The sequence below is a fragment of the Sutcliffiella tianshenii genome, assembly GCF_016908565.1.
Classification (GTDB): Bacteria; Bacillota; Bacilli; order Bacillales; family Bacillaceae_I; genus Sutcliffiella_A; species Sutcliffiella_A tianshenii.
In genome coordinates, this window is record NZ_JAFBED010000002.1 from 445,601 (window position 1) to 463,432 (window position 17,832).

General features: G+C 43.8%; 18 protein-coding genes. 1 reads left to right on the forward strand and 17 read right to left on the reverse strand.

What is annotated here, in order from left to right:
* From JOC95_RS05705 to JOC95_RS05745, 9 genes are all read right to left on the reverse strand, one after another.
* On the reverse strand, positions 1 to 1,251 hold the full coding sequence (locus tag JOC95_RS05705; RefSeq protein ID WP_204414306.1) for a dihydrolipoamide acetyltransferase family protein: 1,251 nt from the start codon (positions 1,249 to 1,251) through the stop codon (positions 1 to 3).
* A 17-nt stretch (positions 1,252 to 1,268) separates the two neighbouring features.
* Entirely contained in the window at positions 1,269 to 2,264 is a 996-nt protein-coding gene (locus JOC95_RS05710; protein ID WP_204414308.1) for an alpha-ketoacid dehydrogenase subunit beta, read from the reverse strand.
* Entirely contained in the window at positions 2,261 to 3,331 is a 1,071-nt protein-coding gene (gene pdhA / locus JOC95_RS05715) for a pyruvate dehydrogenase (acetyl-transferring) E1 component subunit alpha (RefSeq protein ID WP_204414310.1), read from the reverse strand. Before pdhA ends, JOC95_RS05710 begins: the two co-directional genes overlap by 4 nt.
* A gap of 18 nt (positions 3,332 to 3,349) precedes the next feature.
* Positions 3,350 to 4,456, reverse strand: coding sequence for a Leu/Phe/Val dehydrogenase (locus JOC95_RS05720; protein WP_204414701.1), 1,107 nt, complete (start codon positions 4,454 to 4,456; stop codon positions 3,350 to 3,352).
* Between the two features lie 70 nt (positions 4,457 to 4,526).
* Positions 4,527 to 4,916, reverse strand: a complete 390-nt coding sequence (locus JOC95_RS05725; RefSeq protein WP_204414312.1) for a thioesterase, FlK family — start codon at positions 4,914 to 4,916, stop codon at positions 4,527 to 4,529.
* A 205-nt stretch (positions 4,917 to 5,121) separates the two neighbouring features.
* Positions 5,122 to 5,916, reverse strand: a complete 795-nt coding sequence (locus JOC95_RS05730) for an ATP-binding cassette domain-containing protein (protein WP_204414314.1) — start codon at positions 5,914 to 5,916, stop codon at positions 5,122 to 5,124.
* Complete coding sequence (locus tag JOC95_RS05735; RefSeq protein ID WP_204414316.1) at positions 5,894 to 6,916, reverse strand: ABC transporter permease; 1,023 nt, start codon at positions 6,914 to 6,916, stop codon at positions 5,894 to 5,896. The genes JOC95_RS05730 and JOC95_RS05735 overlap by 23 nt, the downstream gene beginning before the upstream one ends.
* A gap of 30 nt (positions 6,917 to 6,946) precedes the next feature.
* Complete coding sequence (locus JOC95_RS05740) at positions 6,947 to 7,951, reverse strand: ABC transporter substrate-binding protein (protein ID WP_204414318.1); 1,005 nt, start codon at positions 7,949 to 7,951, stop codon at positions 6,947 to 6,949.
* A gap of 757 nt (positions 7,952 to 8,708) precedes the next feature.
* Positions 8,709 to 9,656 (reverse strand): NAD(P)H-dependent flavin oxidoreductase, encoded by a 948-nt coding sequence (locus JOC95_RS05745; RefSeq protein ID WP_204414320.1) that lies wholly within the window; start codon positions 9,654 to 9,656, stop codon positions 8,709 to 8,711.
* Positions 9,657 to 9,769: 113 nt separating this feature from the next.
* Here JOC95_RS05745 and JOC95_RS05750 point away from each other — a divergent pair, with 113 nt between their 5' ends.
* Positions 9,770 to 10,288, forward strand: a complete 519-nt coding sequence (locus tag JOC95_RS05750) for a gamma carbonic anhydrase family protein (protein WP_204414321.1) — start codon at positions 9,770 to 9,772, stop codon at positions 10,286 to 10,288.
* Between the two features lie 78 nt (positions 10,289 to 10,366).
* On the opposite strand, the gene JOC95_RS05755 is transcribed toward JOC95_RS05750, so the two are convergent.
* The 8 genes from JOC95_RS05755 to JOC95_RS05790 form a co-directional block, all read right to left on the reverse strand.
* Complete coding sequence (locus JOC95_RS05755) at positions 10,367 to 11,245, reverse strand: hypothetical protein (protein WP_204414322.1); 879 nt, start codon at positions 11,243 to 11,245, stop codon at positions 10,367 to 10,369.
* A complete protein-coding gene (locus tag JOC95_RS05760; RefSeq protein ID WP_204414323.1) occupies positions 11,242 to 11,751 on the reverse strand; it encodes an RNA polymerase sigma factor in 510 nt (169 codons plus the stop codon). The genes JOC95_RS05755 and JOC95_RS05760 overlap by 4 nt, the downstream gene beginning before the upstream one ends.
* A 186-nt stretch (positions 11,752 to 11,937) precedes the next feature.
* The gene (locus JOC95_RS05765) at positions 11,938 to 12,684 is read right to left on the reverse strand and encodes an ankyrin repeat domain-containing protein (RefSeq protein ID WP_204414324.1); all 747 of its coding nucleotides are present in this window, start codon (positions 12,682 to 12,684) and stop codon (positions 11,938 to 11,940) included.
* A gap of 175 nt (positions 12,685 to 12,859) precedes the next feature.
* Positions 12,860 to 13,837, reverse strand: a complete 978-nt coding sequence (locus JOC95_RS05770) for a DUF4179 domain-containing protein (protein ID WP_204414325.1) — start codon at positions 13,835 to 13,837, stop codon at positions 12,860 to 12,862.
* 3 nt (positions 13,838 to 13,840) lie between these two features.
* The gene (locus JOC95_RS05775; RefSeq protein WP_239582714.1) at positions 13,841 to 14,380 is read right to left on the reverse strand and encodes a sigma-70 family RNA polymerase sigma factor; all 540 of its coding nucleotides are present in this window, start codon (positions 14,378 to 14,380) and stop codon (positions 13,841 to 13,843) included.
* Between the two features lie 594 nt (positions 14,381 to 14,974).
* On the reverse strand, positions 14,975 to 15,397 hold the full coding sequence (locus JOC95_RS05780) for a GNAT family N-acetyltransferase (RefSeq protein WP_204414326.1): 423 nt from the start codon (positions 15,395 to 15,397) through the stop codon (positions 14,975 to 14,977).
* Positions 15,398 to 15,474: 77 nt separating this feature from the next.
* Positions 15,475 to 16,221 carry an alpha/beta fold hydrolase gene (locus JOC95_RS05785; RefSeq protein WP_204414327.1) on the reverse strand — a complete coding sequence of 249 codons (747 nt, stop codon included), beginning with the start codon at positions 16,219 to 16,221 and terminating at the stop codon, positions 15,475 to 15,477.
* Between the two features lie 20 nt (positions 16,222 to 16,241).
* Positions 16,242 to 17,666: a S8 family serine peptidase gene (locus JOC95_RS05790; protein ID WP_204414328.1), complete on the reverse strand. Its 1,425-nt coding sequence runs from the start codon at positions 17,664 to 17,666 to the stop codon at positions 16,242 to 16,244.
* Positions 17,667 to 17,832: the final 166 nt, after the last annotated feature.

Here is a 17,832-nt window from a genome sequence, read left to right on the forward strand (position 1 = left end):
TTAGACCAGCTCCAGCAATAAAAGTTTTGGTTCTTCCAATAATTCAGTCAGCCGGTTTGTGAAAGCCACTGCAGTCGCACCATCTGCCACACGGTGGTCAAAGCTCATGGAAATATTCATCATCGACCTGATGACAATCTCATCTTTTTCATTTACTACTGGCCGCTTTTTTGTTTTATGGAAGGAAATCAAGCCTACCTCAGGCTGATTTATGATCGGTGTAGCACCTATGCTTCCACCTAATGGACCGACATTGCTTATTGTGAATGTGCTTCCTGTCATTTCGCCGACGTTAAGCCTGTTTTCCTGTGCTTTGGCAGTAAGCTCCTTCAACTCATTATGAATTGAAATCAGCGACTTCTTCTCAACATTTCGTACAACAGGGACAATCAGACCATCCGGTGTATCGATTGCCACTCCGATATGATGCTCCTCATGTAGCTCGATAAGTGCTTTTTCCTCATTCAAGCGTGCATTGAAGATTGGATATTCTTTCAACGAAATGCTTATCGCCTTTACAAATAGCGCCGTCGCAGAAATGCTCGCATTGCGCTTTTTCCAAAATTCACGCATCTCCAAAATGTTTGTTACATCCACTTCCTCAAAATGGGTGCAATGAGGGATCGTTAACAAAGATTGTGTCATCTTGGCGGCAATCTGCTTTCTTCTTCCTTTAAAAGGAATGGTCGTAGGTTTGGCTTCTGAATGATTCTTTTCTACGCTGTTTTGTGTAGGTGATTCAGATGTTAAGCCTTGTTGGCGTTTCCCTTTTTCGTAATTCAGTACATCTTGATCCGTTATTCTCCCGGCTGGACCAGTACCTGAGATCTTTTCAATATCTATTCCATTTTCCCTTGCTAGCTTTCTTGTATAGGGAGATGCCATTGTTCGTTTGACTTGCGACTTCACATGATCGGACGTTGCTTCATTCAATGCTTTTATATTAATTTCAGGGGAGGTGTCTGGAACGGGAATTGTTTCAACAGCAGAAGCAACCTCGGCTTCACTGTCTTGTGACATTCTATCCAGGAGAAAAATTGTCGTTCCAACTGAAATCGTCTGGCCGACCTCGACCTTCACCTCTTTGATCACACCGGCATAGGGAGCAGGAATTTCCGCAGTCATCTTATCTGTCTGAACCTCGACCAACGGCTCATCTGGGTTCACCCGGTCTCCCGGCTGGACGAAGAGTGCCAACACATCTGCCTGGGTCATGCCTTCCCCTATATCATGTAGCTTCACTTCTATCATCACTGCACCTCCAAGAGCTAAAACTTCATCACTTTTTCTATGGCTGCCTCAACTCTTTTGCTTGTCGGCAGATAATAATCTTCAAAACCGAAATATGGTACCGGCACATCAAAGCCTGTCACACGTTCAATCGGGGCCTTTTGGTAAAGGAAGGACGTTTCATTGATGATGGCCATCACGTCTCCGCTGACACTCGTAGCGGCATGTGCTTCATGGATGATGACTGTCCTTCCTGTCTTCTGGACCGATTCAGCTATGATATCCTTATCTATCGGGTAAAGGCTTCGAAGATCGATTACCTCACAGCCTACTCCCTTTCGTTCCATTTCCTTTGCTGCCTGCATGGCGACAGGGATCATGGCACCCCAGGCAATGACAGTTACATCGTCGCCTTCCTTGCAGATCTTGCCTTTACCGATCTCAACCGTATACTTCCCTTCCGGCACTTCCTCTCTTTGCGAGCGATAGCAGCGCATCGGCTCCAAAAACAGGACAGGGTCGGGATCCTCGATTGCAGAGATCAAGAGACCTTTTGCATCATATGGATTGGAAGGGCAGACCACTTTTATTCCAGGCATATGCGTAAAAAGTGCTTCTGTTGAGTCCGAATGTATTTCCGGGGCTCTAACTCCAGCTCCATAGGGGGCGCGTATCACCATCGGTGCAGTGAAATGCCCCATCGTTCTTGCGCGGAGCCTGGAGGCATGGGTCATGATCTGTTCATAGGCAGGATAGATGAATCCAAGAAACTGAATCTCCACCACAGGCCTGAAACCGTTTATAGCCATACCGATTGCAGCACCGACAAATCCTGCTTCACTTAGAGGGGTATCCATGACGCGTTCTTCCCCGAATTTAGCCTGCAATCCTTCTGTTGCCCGGAACACTCCACCGTTGAGCCCGATATCCTCGCCCATCAATACAACGTTCTCATCCGTTTTCAACATAGTATCCAACCCATCCGTGATCGCCTGGACCATCGTCAAGGTATTCGTTTTGATTGCAGTTTTCATCTTGATTCACCCCTTAACAGTTGAAGAAGATCTTGTTTTTGCTGTTGTATTCCCCATGTCGGCTTTTCAAAGACATGGTCGAACATATCTGTAGGATCTGCCTTAGGAAAACTCTCCATTTCCGCTATCGCACTGTCAATTTCTTCTGATACTTGGGCAAGCCATTTGGATTTCGCTTCGTCATCGAACCAGCCTTTATTTTTCATAAAACGCTCCAGGCGAAGGATGGGATCTTTCTTTTCCCTTCTTTCTTCACTTTCCTCTTGGTTTCGATATTTGGTCGGATCATCAGCTGTGGTATGGGCACCGTAGCGCCAGGTGACCGCCTCTATCAGAGTAGGGCCTTCCCCGTTCCGTGCCCGTTCCAAGGCTTCTTGTGTAAGGAAATAAACAGCAAATATATCATTGCCGTCGATCCGATGGCCAGGCATGTCGTAGGCCAGGGCTTTCTGGGCAATTGTTGCAGTCTTCATCTGCTTCGACATGGGAACAGAAATGGCATACCCGTTGTTCTGGTTGAAAAACACGACTGGAGCCTGGAGAATGCTTGCAAAGTTCAATCCCTCGTGAAAATCGCCTTCTGATGTCGCTCCATCTCCAAAATAGACGATACTCGCATTTTTCGTTCCTTTTCTTTTTTCTGCGTAAGCTGCCCCAACAGCATGGGGAAGTTGAGTTGCAATAGGAATTCCAGGAGGAAACACCTTTTTGCCATCAGCAGGGACGCAGCCCTCGTTCCGTCCATTCCAAAATAGCAGGATATTTTTCAGGGAATGTCCGAATGTCATTGTTGCTCCGTGATCACGATAGGATGGAAACAGCCAGTCTTCTTGATTTAAAGCAAGGGCACTTCCAACCTGGGAGGCTTCCTGTCCCTCATAAGGGGCATAAGTCCCGATTCTTCCTTGCCGCTGAAGGCTGATCGCCTTTTTATCGAATGTACGGATCCTGAGCATATTTCTATAAAGAGTTTCTGTAAGCTCTTTTGAGATTTTTGATGCGTAGTTCTCATCAGTGAGATTTCCGTTCTCATCCATCAATGTTTTTATCGGAAATTGATTCTCCATCGCTTTCCCCTCCATCTATTAAACTCGCACAGACCATTTAGGACGTTTTGAATGAGTGAAAAAGCTGTTTCGGCGCGTACGGTCGGCAAGACGCTGTTCACAGAAATTATTTGCAGCCTCCACCGTCGTGATGTTCATTTTCTCCGCCTCTTTATATACATCCATCAAAGAATTATAGATGGCTTTCGTTTTTCTCAGGACTCTTTCTTTATTAGGTTCGTATAGCTCATCAGCCACTTGGATGAGTCCGCCGGCGTTTACAATGTAATCCGGTGCATAGAGGATGCCTTTAGCCTGCAGCATCGCACCATGATGATTTTCAATCAGCTGATTGTTTGCAGATCCGACTACAGCCTTCACTTTCAATTGCTCCACCGTATGATCATTGATGATGCCACCTAGCGCGCATGGCACAAAGACATCCGCTTCCACTGAATAGATTTCATCGCCGCCTACCACTTTGATTCCGGCACCTATCTCTTTTGCTTTCGTGACCAATTGATTGATGGCAAACTCATTGATATCCGAAACGTACAGATCGGCTCCCGCATGCAGAAGCTGTTCCGCCACTTTAGCCCCGACTTTTCCAAGGCCCTGGATCGCATAGCTTTTACCGTAAAGGTTTTTCGATCCCCAGACTGTCAGGTTTGTTGCCTCGATTCCATAGATGACGCCCTGGGCTGTCGGTACAGAAGAATCGCCGCTGCCGCCGTAAACTTCATCCACTCCGACGATACAGTTTGTTTCTTTCAAGCTATGAACAAAATCCTCCGGAGAAGTCCCCATATCCGTTCCTGTATAAAATCGGCCATTGAGGGATTCCACAAACTGTCCGAATGCGCGGAACAGCTCGGGGGATTTGTCCTTATTGGGATCCCCGATGATGACGGCCTTCCCTCCACCAAAATCCACGTCTGCTGCAGCGCATTTATAAGTCATCCCCTTTGACAGGCGCAATACATCAAAAAGTGCCGCGTCAACAGATTGATAAGGCTGCATGCGACAGCCTCCTAGGGCTGGTCCCAATGTTGTGTTATGTATGGCGATAATTGCTTTTAAGCCTGTATCAGGATCGTTACAAAAGACCACCTGCTGATGATTTTGGATTTTGTCGAACATATCCATTCCCCCCACTTCGGAAGTAAGCGTTTTCAAATTTGTCAACACGATCACCCTTTTTATCTCATATTCTTGTTTAGTCTTGCCCTATTATTCTATTTATCTTACTTTTTGACAGCACAGCCTGTTTTACTTTTCCTTCACCAACTACCCTATCCCCAGCTTTTACCGTGACTTCTGTATGTATGCTGTTGCGGGTCAAATTGGTGACTAGTGCATGTAAAATCAATTCTGTTCCTTCTGCAGCAGGTGAGAGGTGCTTTACGGAAACCTCCGCGCCCATCCCCTCTTCTTCCTCTTCCAAAAAGGGAAGGATGATCTGCCGCGAGACCCACTCCATATGATAGACCATGGTGGCCGTGGAGTAGACGGGGTGCACCACTTGCCCTTCGAATTGTGCAAACATGGATGGGGTAACTTTGATGGTCAGGCTTTTATGAGAGCCTTCCTTTAGTCCAGGCTTCACCTTTTTCACCTCAAAACGTATAACGTTTATTCAACGCTATAATAACATTTCGTTAAATAAACCGTCAATAAATTGTAGAAATTTTGTAAATAATCATTTCATTTTGATAATTGGTAAATTCGCGACAACCCCTGGGTGGACCATATCCCAAACAAAAAAACCAGAACACATTCAGTGCTCCGGCTTAAATCACTTTAAATTTCATTCAACTCAATAAAGCCCGGTCATTGGCCATCTGCTCACCGCGGATTCTTTGGAACTCCTGTAGCAGTCGCTCGATGGTCAACGATTTTTTCTCTTCTTCCCCGACTTCCAGTATGATCTGACCCTTGTCCATCATGATCAGGCGGTTCCCAAGATCAAGTGCCTGCTGCATATTATGCGTCACCATGAGAGTGGTCAATCCTTTATCAGCCACAATCTCCTTTGTGATGTTGGTAATAAGCTCGGCTCGTGATGGGTCCAAGGCAGCGGTATGCTCATCAAGCAGGAGGATCGAAGGCTCGGTAAAAGTGGCCATCAACAGGGAGAGCGCTTGTCTTTCTCCACCTGATAACATTCCGACTTTTGCATTCAAGCGATTTTCAAGCCCTAAATGAAGCGTTTCAAGCACCTCTTTGAAATAAGTTCTTCTTGCCTTTGAGACACCCCGCCTGAATGTGCGGGTTCTGTTTCTCGAATAGGCCATTGCGAGATTTTCCTCAATGGTCATGGTTGGTGCAGTCCCGGCCATGGGATCCTGGAACACCCTACCGATATATCTTGCACGTTTATGCTCCGACATGAAGGTTACATTTTTCCCATCGATTTCGACCGTTCCGGTGTCAGGTGTCAATACACCGGATATCATATTCATCAGTGTCGATTTTCCGGCACCGTTGCTTCCGATGATCGTGACAAAATCACCTTCATTCAAGGAAAGATTCACATGATCCAATGCATTCTTTTCATCAAGAGTACCCTCGTTGAACACCTTGTTAATCTGAGTTAAGTGAAGCACGCTGATCACCCTTTCCTCTGGTTGCATTTAATGTTTGCAGCTTCATCATTTTTTGCCGTTTTCGCTTTCTCTCCTTATACGCATCCATCATTTTAGGTGCAACCAGGGCGATGATCACGATGGTTGCCGTGATGATCTTCATGTCCCCAGTCTCAAGGAAGTCAACGCGGAGTGCAAGTGTCACGACGATCCGGTAGATGATCGCTCCACCGATTACAGCAAGTGTCGTCCTTGCAATCGTTTTTGTCCCGAAAAGCGCTTCCCCGATGATGACCGAGGCAAGTCCGATAATGATCATCCCGATACCCATACCAACATCGGCAAACCCTCCATGCTGGGCAATGAGCGCACCAGAGAAAGCGACCATTGCGTTTGATACTCCAAGACCAAGGATGACAAGGCCATTTGTATTTGCCGAGAAGCTTCTGATCATTCTTTTGTTATCACCGGTAGCTCTGATCGCAAGTCCAATTTCCGTCTTCAGGAACCAATCTGTTATGAACTTGATTGCCAGCGTTACGATGATCATGACAAATATGACACTCCACGTTCTTGGGACGAATTCCCCTAACCCGATGGAGCCAAAAGCGTTATTGATGAGTGGATCGATCCCCGTTCCCTCCCACCATGTACGGAGCTTAGTGAAGAATGTCTCCGTATTCAGCATGGGGACATTCGACCTTCCCATGATCCGCAAATTGATGGAATACAAAGCAATCATCATCAGGATACCTGACAGCAATGCATTGATCCTACCAAAAGTATGTAAGGCACCAGTGATACATCCTGCCAGAAAACCAGCAAGCATCGCTATTACAGTTGCCAATATCGGGTTGGACCCGTTCACAATCATTGTCGCTGCAACTGCAGCCCCTGTTACAAAGCTACCATCTACGGTAAGATCGGGAAAATCAAGGACCCTAAAGGATAAATATACCCCTAGGGCCATGATTGCGTAGATGATTCCTAATTCGACTGAACCAAATAGTGCTGTACTCATGTTAGAATCATCTCCTTGTTGTCCTAATAATTATTTTCCATCAAAGAATTCAGCTATTTCCGTCCAAGCATCCTTCACTTCCACACCTTGTGCTTCTGCCGCTTTTGTATTGATGACAAGCTTCAGGTTCTGTGGATAGGATACTGGGATTTCAGATGCTTTCTTCTCGCCTTTTAATATCTTCACTGCCATCAGGCCTGTTTCATATCCAAGGTCTTCATAGCTGAAGCCGCTGGCAGCCACAGCTCCAAGCTTCATGGAATCAAGCTCACCTGCAAACAATGGGATCTGTTCGTCATTGGCCACACCGACTACCGTCTGGAATGCTGATACAACTGTATTATCAGTAGGGATATAGATGGCATCAACACGTCCGATGAAGGATTCTGCAGCCTGCTTGACCTCAGCAGAATTGGAAACGGACGCTTCCACCAATTTTGCACCTTTTGCTTTCACCAGTTCTTTTAACGCTTCTACCTGCACCACAGAGTTTTGCTCTCCTGCATTGTAAAGTACGCCAATGGATTTCGCGCCGATCTCACCAGTCATAAAATCTACTGTACTTGATAGTGCATCTGGATGCGTATCGGAAGTTCCTGTAATGTTATCGCCTGGCTTGTCAAACGACTCGACCAATTCCGCCCCAACAGGATCAGTTACTGAAGTGAAGACGATAGGGATGTCCTTTGTTGCCTGAAGCGCACTTTGTGCACTAGGAGTGGAGTTGGCAAAAATTAGATCCACTTCATCCGCAACAAAATTCTGAGCGATCGTTTGGCTGTTGCTCATTTCCCCTTGTGCAATCTGAACATCATATTTTACATTTTCTCCTTCTTTGTAGCCGTTTTCTTCTAGCGCCCTCTTAAACCCGGCAAAAGCTGCATCCAAGGAAGGATGTTCCACAATCTGAGTTACACCGATGACTACCTGTTTCTTTTCATCATCCCCTGAGCCTGTGGAGTTTGAGCCACACCCAGCCATTAACATGAAGCTTGCCATTAGTGCCAATGCAGATTTCATTCGAAACTTTTTCATAGATATCCCCCTAATAATATTTTTAAAGCTTGCAAAAAGTTACAAGCTGTAAACCCTGGATAACATAGCACTGACAGATTATGTATTTCTATCATGCAAAAAGAGAGATTCGTTTTTTCAACGTTATATTAACACTCCATTTTTCTCAATGTCAATATATTCTAAAAATTTTATATATTTTATTATTTTAAGATAAATACGCCTTCTATGTCAAAAAAACCTTTTTCTATCAGATTAAAAAAGACTTCCAGATTAGGGGAAGTCGAGGATAAATTCGTTTAAGATTAAAGTTAAAAGAACCTTTTTTAGTTGAAAAGGTTCTTATGTTAGTGGTATTAGAAGGCCCCATATGCCGGATGAAGAATGTTTTGATCGCTCGGGCGAGGTAAAAGTCCTTCATATGCGGAATGAAAGACCTTTTCGCTGCTCGGGCGAGGTAAAAGGGCTATCATAAGCGGGATGAAAGACCTTTTCGCTGCTCGGGCGAGGTAAAAGGGCCATCATAAGCGGGATGAACGCCCTTTTGGTCGCTTGGGCAAGGTAAAAGGTCTATCATAAGCGGGATGAACGCCCTTTTCGCCGGTCAGGCAAGTTAAAAGGGCCATCATAAGCGGGATGAACGCCCTTTTCGCCGGTCGAGCGAGGTAAAAGGTCTATCATAAGCGGGATGAACGCCCTTTTCGCCGGTCAGGCGAGTTAAAAGGTACATCATATGCGCCGGATACATCAAATTTTCGTGTACTGAAGATGTGGTGCACTATATTAGGTTACCCGCACGTATTAATTCTTCCTTCGCGTCCTTCATCATACTAGTAAACAGATCTTCAACACTTGGTATATCTGAAATGATGCTGGAAATCTGACCCCCATTGATAAAGCCTTTGTCAAGTTTTCCATGAAGGGCCCCGAGTCTGTGGTGCTCCTCTGTCGTCAAACTATTGAAGTCTTCAAGCGTTATTCCATTTACCTCTTTTTGTAATAGATAGTCTGAATAGGGCGTTTTCAGTACCCTTCTGACTCTCCCGACAGAACGTCCTACAATGACTGTTCCCCCATCATCGGCAGCAAGGAGCGCATTCTTATATTCCTCATGAAAAGGAGCTTCTCTTGTTGCAATCAGCCTTGTCCCCATCTGGACACCTGATGCCCCGAGAGCAATAGCCGCGGCAAGCCCTTTTCCATTACCTATCCCTCCCGCAGCGGCAATTGGAATCGATACCCTTGAAGCGATTTGCGGGATCAGGGTGAAAGTGGTCGTTTCCAGATTCGAATTGATGCCTGCCGCTTCATATCCCTCTGCTACTATAACATCAGCCCCTGAAGTTTCAGCCTTGACCGCCTGCTTCGGGGAGGCCACCACACAAATGACCTTGACTCCATGCTCCTTCAGCTTTGGAATAAATGGAGCAGGATTACCTGCAGAAAGAGAGACCGCTTGGACCCCATGCTTGATGACCAAGCTTAAAATTTCTTTAGTATAGGGAGACACCGAAAGAGCAACATTGACTGCAAATGGCTTCATTGTAAGCTGTTTTGTCTCAAGTATGATCTTTTCCACCTCGTCCGGTGTCATCGTACCGGCACCGATTGTTCCCAGTCCCCCGGCATTCGAGACAGCGGCAGCTAACGGGGCATTACTGATATTCCCCATCCCCCCCTGTATGATTGGTAGATTTATATTCAATATTTCTATTAATTTATTCATCTATTCTTTCACCCCTCGTAAAAATAATGTTATACTAATTTTAATATTTAGACAATACGAAAAGTGGAGCCGGCTTGGGCAGGCCCGACAAAAATCGAAGGGGGAAATTTCCTATGTTATACCGATATGGCGGTAAGGGTCCAAATGTGGATTCATCAGTGTTCATTGCACCAGGGGCTCATATTATTGGTGATGTTACTATCGGCGAGGAATCGACAGTATGGTTTAATGCCGTTCTTCGTGGGGATGAAGGACCAATCAGCATCGGGAAGAAATGCAGTATACAGGATAACGTGACAGCTCATCTGTATGAAGGGTTTCCTCTAGTAATTGAAGACGAGGTAACAGTGGGTCATAATGCCATCCTGCACGGATGTACCGTTAAAAAGAGATGTATCATCGGAATGGGGGCAACCATCTTGGATGGGGCTGAAATCGGGGAAGAAAGTATCATTGGCGCAAACACATTGATCCCTTCCGGTAAAAAGATTCCACCGCGTTCCCTTGTTGTCGGCTCTCCAGGAAAGGTCATTCGGGAGATCACGGATAAAGACGTAGATCTTATTCAGCTTTCGATTGATACCTATGTTCAAAAAGGAAAAGAATATATGGTGGAACTTAAGGAAAAATAGCTTTTACATATTCTCTTCTTGAAATAAGCAGCAAAACAACTGGTGCATACCACCTTTTGATCTGCTGCTTATTTAATTTCAGAAATTCAGATTCAAAGTTTTTCCGGTTATGACATTTCTATATATTTTTTCACCTTGTTCTGTCTCTTCTATTTCAAAGATCCCATATCCACGTTCGATGACTGTGTAGATTTCATCATCTGCTGGCTGTTTTGCTAAAATTACGGCATATTCTTTTCCTGGCTCCATCTTATAATCGTATTCAGATGTATAAGAAATAAATTTGGTTTCCTGTTCTTCTCTCGACAGTTTGGTTAGACCCATTTTTTCTAAACCATCATATTCTTCCCCTACCCAAGAATCGAGCAAGTTGGATATTCTTATGTCCCCACCTTGGATGTAGATCGTCTTTTTCCCAGTTGATGCATTGCCATAGAGGGTTTCACTTATCTCAACTTCCAAGGGTGTGTATGGCATATAGGTATAGAAATTTTCAAATTTAGGAAGGATTTCTGCCTCCCCGGTGGATTGAACGTTTAAATGAACTACAGATGCACCGTCCACATTCATAAGTATAATCCTTGGTTCTTTAGGATTCCATGCCCAGATGTTCTCGCTTTGAGAGACAGAATGAATATCCTCTGGCCTTATCTCATCCTGGATGCTTACATTCTGTTTGTTTTCTATCGTTAATATTTTATCACTATGGTTTCCAGCATGCTTTTGCAGATTCACTTCCTGAGCACCTATGACCCAAATTAAAATTGCTGCCAAAGTCATCGTCAGAAATCCGATAGCAATTACTTTTTTATTAAAAAAAGTACCATTTTGATATTTCCTTTGTCTTTCTGCCAGTTCCTTTTCTATGTTGCCTTTTATTTTCCTTATGCTTTCTTCCTTTAAACTATGATTCTTAGGAAACGATCGAAGTTCATCATGGAGTCTGGATTCCTTCATAATTTCAGCCCTCCCATTTTTTTCTCCAGTGCTTTCAAAGCCCGATGATAGCTGAGATTCACTTTATTTTCACTCCACTTCAGTGCTTGTGCAGTCTCTTGTACGGACAGCTCATTGATTCCCCTTAACATGAGTACATCATAATAGCTTTGCTTCAACGTCCTTATTGCAATATAGAGTTCCGCCTTTGTCTCGCTTAAGCCGACAATTTCTTCTGGAGAATCTGATACCTTTGCTGAATCACTGAATCGGAAAAGACGTGTTCTCTTCGTTTTCTCTTTCCTTTTCTTTCTGCTTTCGTCAATCGCCACATTCCTGGCAATGCTTATCAGCCAGGTCCTTGGGCTGGCGTCTCCCTTAAACTTATGTATGTTTCGTACAGCCTTTACAAAGGTCTCCTGCACAAGATCCTCCACATCCACCCCACCAGTATAATAAATTAGGAAATTATAGATGTCATTGTGATAGGCCCTGAACCAATCTGTTATCTCGTTCTCTTCTCTCATTCCTTCTCCCCCGTAAAACACTTGATACATATTAGACGCCACTTTTCCCGGATACTTTCACTTTGCTAGAAAACTATCTTCACCAAATCAAAAAGGCCCCTATTTCATCGTAGAGAAATAGGATGCCTTCAACAGAACATGATTTGCTTTTCTACCAATGATTATAAATTCCTAATAATTGTCCAATTAATCTTGCTTTCTTCCACCTGCGGATTTTGCTCCCTTGCTACTTAACCACTCAATCAATTCGTCATTTTCACTACGAACTGCTGCATCATATGGAGTTAGACCATCGTAACCAATCCATTGTAAATCAGCTCCCTGTTTTAACAGATACTGCGCTGCAGTGAGTTGGCCACCGTGACACGCGAGCCAAAATGCCTGTGTGATCTCAAATTCGGTTGGACTTGTGCCACCCGCAAACCGTTTTTGGACCTGATCCATCAATCCGAGCCCGGCTGCGGTCCAGAGCTTTGTCTTTGCACCACGTTCTACCAGCCTGCGAGCGGCTTGCCATTGTGCAAAAGCCACTGCATCATCTAGCGGTGTGCCGCCTGCGATGACTGCTCCATCAGCCTCCATATCGGCACCGGCATCAAGTAGCGCGTCAAGTACTTCTAAGTCATTGCTGCTGGCTGCCCAGTGAAGAGGCGTCTCGGAATGATGTCCGGTGAATCTGGCATTCACATCCGCTCCGGCATCCACCAACACCCCCACAGATGCAGCACCGTTCGGGAAGTGACCTGGCCAATCTGCCACAACATGCAGCAAGGTCCGTGAAGTTCCAGTTTCCTCATAATCATTTCCGATAAGTCTCGCATCTGTAAGCCCTGGATTCTCCGCCAGCAATCTTTTTAACGTGAGAGTATCACCCGAACGAATGGCATTTACAACTTCGGCACCCAATCTGTTATCTTCGTATATATATTTCATGATGTATTCCTCCTATGGCGTTGATGTGGTGACTGGTTATTCTATAAGGATTTAAATTCGACATAAAACTCACTAGACCTCTTTATTTACAATTAACACTTAAAATGGTTCCTCAAACATTCAAAAGGCATTACCTAAATACCGGTAATGCCTTTTGAATGGTACTTTTTCAAATCTAATTGATCGGTATCGGGTCGCTTAAAACCACATCCTCCGAATTATGGGCTACCAAGAAATATTTCTCATCATTCATGGACAATCCGTTTATTCGAATCGTGGATACTTCCCCAGGTTCATTGGAAACAAAAGAGCTTCCCCCATTTACCTCTGTTCCATCTGCTGACTTTATAGAAAAATAAATATCCTCGGTTGAGCTCCGTGTAAGATCATAATAAATAGCAGTGGAAATAGGAGTTGAAACCACCTTTTCAATTGTGACGATCTCACCATTATTTAAAGTGACCTCTTTATTCAGGGTAAAGACTCTCTTCTGTTCGAGCAAATTCTTTTGCGACACATTCACATCGAAAGTCCAAGGCTGATCAATGAACGTATCATATTCCCACTTATCATAACTGATCTCTATGTTAAGCTCCTCAGAGTCGATGGATTGTCTTAAATCGATATCATTGTATATGGTGAACATGCTGTCATTTAGTTCAATGGATTGCCCACCAGAAGAAACCGTATAATCCTCACCATTGATTTTCACTGTCGGGAAAATATTCGTCTGATAGTCAAATTCCACACCCTCCGCTGGCTGGAACGTCGCACTGAAGTATAGTTGCTGATCATCCATCATGACCTCGTTTAATGTCAATTTTCCTAGACCGTTCTCTGCAGTTTCTCCAATTGCTGTTTTATAGGAGGAAAAATCACTTGGCTGCAACTCATTAATGTATTTCTCAATCGGTTCTGCAACAAAGGGCATACTTGCAATTGTTCCTTTGTCCAATGTTAATGTAGTGGCACCGATTACACAGGCAGCTACAACCGCTATACCTGCCCAAGTCCAGTTATTCTTCCTTTGATAGGGACGGATCTTTTTCTGGACATTCTTGATAATACGCTTTCTTTCACTCTCTGATAAAGATTTCTCTTCAAACTCACTAATATCAAGCTGCACATCATTCAACTCTTTATAAATACTCATTCCCTACACCTCGCCTTTTAATAGAATCGTTTTTAATCGCTTCCTGCCTCTAGAAAGCTTGTTATGGACCCAGGATTCTTTTGAGTGGAATTGATTTGCAATCTCTTTAGAAGAAATCCCATCTAAATAGTACCTTTCCATTACAACCCGTTCGGTTTCATTCAAATCCTTGATCATACTGCGTACATCCGGCACTGATTCACTTCTATCTTTTACGATTACTCTGTTTTCATCGAACTCCCACGTAGTTCTTTGATTTTTAGCCTTTTCCATTTTGCGCACATAATCTATGGATCGATATTTGGTGATTGCTGCAACCCATTGCTTGAATTCATTTTTATCCGGATTGAAAGATTCGATATGGAACCAGATGGCCACCAATACATCAGCTACACATTCCTCTATATCCTGCTGATTGCCTGCAAGGTATTTCCGGACAATTGCATGGATCAGGCCGCCATACTTTTCAACCAGAAAAGAAACGCTATCTTCATTTTTCAGCTTTATTTGTTGTACAACATTTTCTTCGGTTATCTTCAACATGTTCCCTCCCTTACTCGATGTTCGGTACCTGCCTATTAATACGTACTGGATATTGGAAACCTATCAAAAAATAAAAAAAAAGACGGAATTCGGCATCCATCCTGTCTTCCACCATTTTTTATGGTACTGGTTTTAGATTTTCCATAAGTGGAATGATCGCTTACTCTATCTTTTTGTCGAACATTAATCCCAAAAGTTTAAGCAGTATATACCAATTATTTCAAAACAGACGGGGGAGTACAATATAAATTTTTTCTCATAGTGTCTTTTGAATACACGTGTCGGAAAAAATCGCATTATGCGGTTTGTGCATATTTTTAATTTTTTCACCGTAAACCAAGGTTAATTGTGCATATTTTGATTTTTTTCATCGAAAGGCAATGATTTTTCATCGCAAATCTCTTTTTTCTGCATAATGCATTTTGGGGGTGAAGTTGAAAGGCCTCTAACGTCGTTTTTCCCTTTTCGCCGTATCACAATCTAAAAAAGCAAGCAGTTATCCGGGAATTTCCCCTCTGCTTGCATCTTTTTAGGTAAAGATTATTCCTAATCTCTCCGTTTTATCCAAAATCTCTTTGGATCATCAGCTTAAATTTATAAAACCTTCCTCAAAAAATAATGCTCATGATCCCTGCCGACCTGATCGAGCACGCCATACACTTCATAGCCGTGCTTCTTGTAGAAGTCCAATGCCTGGAAGCTTAGTGTGTCCACCTTGATGAAGTCGCATTTGTTTTCCATGGCAACTTTCTCGGCTTCTTGCATTAGCTTGGAGCCGTAACCATGTTTACGTAGGTCTTCATCGATCATCAGGATATGGATTTCAAGCCAGTTCCAACAGACCTCTCCCAATAAACCGCCGCGAACGTTCTGATCTTCGTCTGTGAGATATAGATTGATTTCCTTGTATCTACCTCTTAAATCCTCGGGGAAGTGTTGCAGATTATATTCATATAGCATCTTATTTACATGGCGCTTCTTCTTGTCATCTGATTCTTTTGTAATGTGTAAATTCATTCTGTCATTCCCCTTCTATTTTTCAATCAGCTCTTATTAGTAAGTATCATATTGACCGTGTCGAACCTTTATCTCTGTTACTTTATCATCGGTTTCACTTTAGTATAATTTATTCTTTTTATAAACTCTCGAAGCACTTCTGCCAACTCGTCTTGCTTCGTTTGCCAAATATAGTGCTCCGCCCCCTCTAACTCTATGTATCTAGAATTTTTCATCAGAAAGGACAGTTGCTGTATGGGCCAGGAGGGGCGAATATCTTTCTCTGCAAACACAAAGAGAGTCGGAAGATCCAGTTCTGAAATGTCCCTCAGTAGACTCGGCTGCTTAATGAAAGCTCGCCAGGAATCAATAAGTGATCGGTGCACAATTTTATTTGGTTCATATGCGAATTCTGGCAGCAACTCACCTATTTGCGCTTTGTTTCGTTTATAGCTTTCCTTCCAATCCCTATCATTCTGAATACCTGTACCACACATAGAAATAAAGCCCAAAATGGATCCTGAATGGCGCAGAACATAGGCTAGCCCCAGGTCAGCACCCCAAGAATGACCTATAACGACCCACTTATCTACTCCATACTCCGTCCGAATGGTTTCGAGGTCTTTCAGTGCGGTTTCCAAATCATGCCCTTCCCCATCAAAAAGTGATCTCCCGCAACCCCTTGGATCAAACATGATGACTTCTGATGTATCGCCTATTATTTCTGCCACCGGCTCCATGTAATTACAGCAACCCGGTCCTCCACTTATCAAAATGACCGGGACACCTTTGCCCCATTTTTCTGTCCAAATTTGTGTATTGTCCACTTTTATGTAATTTTGCATCCTAACACCCTTTTTAACTTTTAGTTTTTCACATACCACTCACGAACCGGTTCCGTCGCCATTGAAATATATTCCGGATCCGGGTCGGGCAGGTACGGTATTTCCGGTGCTTCCCTGAAGTTCATTTCCAAATAGATTTTGACGCAGAGGGTAATTTCAAGATCCTTTTCATTCAGCAACTCCATCCATAGGTTCAATTCCCCAGGTGGTGCATCCATGAGCAACTGATAGAGCCAGGCTAATCGTACCCCGCTTTCTCCATTGCCCTCATGAAAATGATCCCAATACTTCTTTCTTTCCATTTCGTTTTTCGGTGTCCGAAGCCCATAACAAATTACAGTTTTATGTACGACCGGGGATTCATCATCTAGATGCTTCCATAATTCTTCTCTCGTGATTTTGTCCCGTTCAATCCATTCTGTGAGACTTGTTGCCCTCATAATGGCATCCATCGTTTCATTTGATGTGAAAGGTTTAGACGAGTCTGCCCCCTCTATACCATTCAAATATTGCTCCACAGCTTTGGCTACGTTTAATTTTGGTACCGGAATGTCTCCATTATGCAAATATTCACCATGTTGAAGGAGCAGTCTTTTCATATACGGAATATCCATTTCAGGATACTTAGAGAGCAGATGTGCACAAACACCAGCTACAAGGGAAGCAGCGCCACACGAACCACCAAAGTAGGAAAAGATGCGATTGGACGCATTTTCTTCACAATAGGGAACCGGCAAAAAACTGAAAGGAGCCAATATATCCGGTCGTAGATCACCATCTGCATTCAACCCCCAAGGGACGGCAGGGTGAGCATTATGTAAAGAAGGGTTCGAATACCCGTTATCATCATACCCTCCCACTACCAGAAAATCTGCTGGATGAAGATTGTTGTGGACCCTTGTGTTTCCATTCGCGGCAATGACAAGTAGACCGGCCTGTAACGCCGGTTGCATTGCCAGCACCAATAGATCCTTTGATGTAGGCTTCATCGTTCCCATTTCCCTAGTATTAGGAACCAATAGATTCAAGAGGATCTGGATATTCCATTTCTCCTGCTTTTCAAGTATCCACTTTAACCCCGCCTCGATTTTCTCTGGCTCATATTCAGCTAACATGATGAACGTTGCAGCCGGGACCAAGCCAATATGGGAATGCCTAGTTAATTGATTCGGCATATGGGACAGTAGTTGTAAGGTCATCATTCCATGCTTCACCGCAGCATTCATCGGTTGAGGTTCCATTCTGTTAATATTCTCACAAGTAACACGGAAGTCCTCTGCTACCTTGACCCGCATCAGGCGATCACCGAGATGCTGAACTAACTCGTGGGGGATGATATCATCCAATATGACGATGCCAATCCCTTTGCCAGACTCCATAAGGTCCGGTGCCTCAGGAAAACCTAGCCTCATCCAGATCGGTTCCACAACTTGTTCTTTATCCATTATCCATCTTTCAAATTTCGAACTAGTATCTTTATGTTTCTCCCTATCCCTTTTCATGCAATTCCCCTTCTATTCTAAATTCCTCATTGCATATCAAGCCTTTCCGATAAATAACAAGCTCCCAGAAAAACAGGGAACAGAATGGTGATCAGAAGGACGACATTTA

Bases quoted from the DNA above. Each gene is read 5' to 3' on its own strand.
- JOC95_RS05720 (WP_204414701.1), bottom strand. From the start codon at position 4,456: ATGGATATGTTCGACAAAATCCAAAATCATCAGCAGGTGGTCTTTTGT.
- JOC95_RS05785 (WP_204414327.1), bottom strand. From the start codon at position 16,221: ATGCAAAATTACATAAAAGTGGACAATACACAAATTTGGACAGAAAAA.
- pdhA (WP_204414310.1), bottom strand. From the start codon at position 3,331: ATGGAGAATCAATTTCCGATAAAAACATTGATGGATGAGAACGGAAAT.
- JOC95_RS05735 (WP_204414316.1), bottom strand. From the start codon at position 6,916: ATGAGTACAGCACTATTTGGTTCAGTCGAATTAGGAATCATCTACGCA.
- JOC95_RS05770 (WP_204414325.1), bottom strand. From the start codon at position 13,837: ATGAGTATTTATAAAGAGTTGAATGATGTGCAGCTTGATATTAGTGAG.
- JOC95_RS05740 (WP_204414318.1), bottom strand. From the start codon at position 7,951: ATGAAAAAGTTTCGAATGAAATCTGCATTGGCACTAATGGCAAGCTTC.
- JOC95_RS05775 (WP_239582714.1), bottom strand. From the start codon at position 14,380: ATGTTGAAGATAACCGAAGAAAATGTTGTACAACAAATAAAGCTGAAA.
- JOC95_RS05760 (WP_204414323.1), bottom strand. From the start codon at position 11,751: ATGAGAGAAGAGAACGAGATAACAGATTGGTTCAGGGCCTATCACAAT.
- JOC95_RS05745 (WP_204414320.1), bottom strand. From the start codon at position 9,656: ATGAATAAATTAATAGAAATATTGAATATAAATCTACCAATCATACAG.
- JOC95_RS05750 (WP_204414321.1), top strand. From the start codon at position 9,770: ATGTTATACCGATATGGCGGTAAGGGTCCAAATGTGGATTCATCAGTG.
- JOC95_RS05780 (WP_204414326.1), bottom strand. From the start codon at position 15,397: ATGAATTTACACATTACAAAAGAATCAGATGACAAGAAGAAGCGCCAT.
- JOC95_RS05710 (WP_204414308.1), bottom strand. From the start codon at position 2,264: ATGAAAACTGCAATCAAAACGAATACCTTGACGATGGTCCAGGCGATC.
- JOC95_RS05790 (WP_204414328.1), bottom strand. From the start codon at position 17,666: ATGGATAAAGAACAAGTTGTGGAACCGATCTGGATGAGGCTAGGTTTT.
- JOC95_RS05765 (WP_204414324.1), bottom strand. From the start codon at position 12,684: ATGAAATATATATACGAAGATAACAGATTGGGTGCCGAAGTTGTAAAT.
- JOC95_RS05755 (WP_204414322.1), bottom strand. From the start codon at position 11,245: ATGAAGGAATCCAGACTCCATGATGAACTTCGATCGTTTCCTAAGAAT.
- JOC95_RS05705 (WP_204414306.1), bottom strand. From the start codon at position 1,251: ATGATAGAAGTGAAGCTACATGATATAGGGGAAGGCATGACCCAGGCA.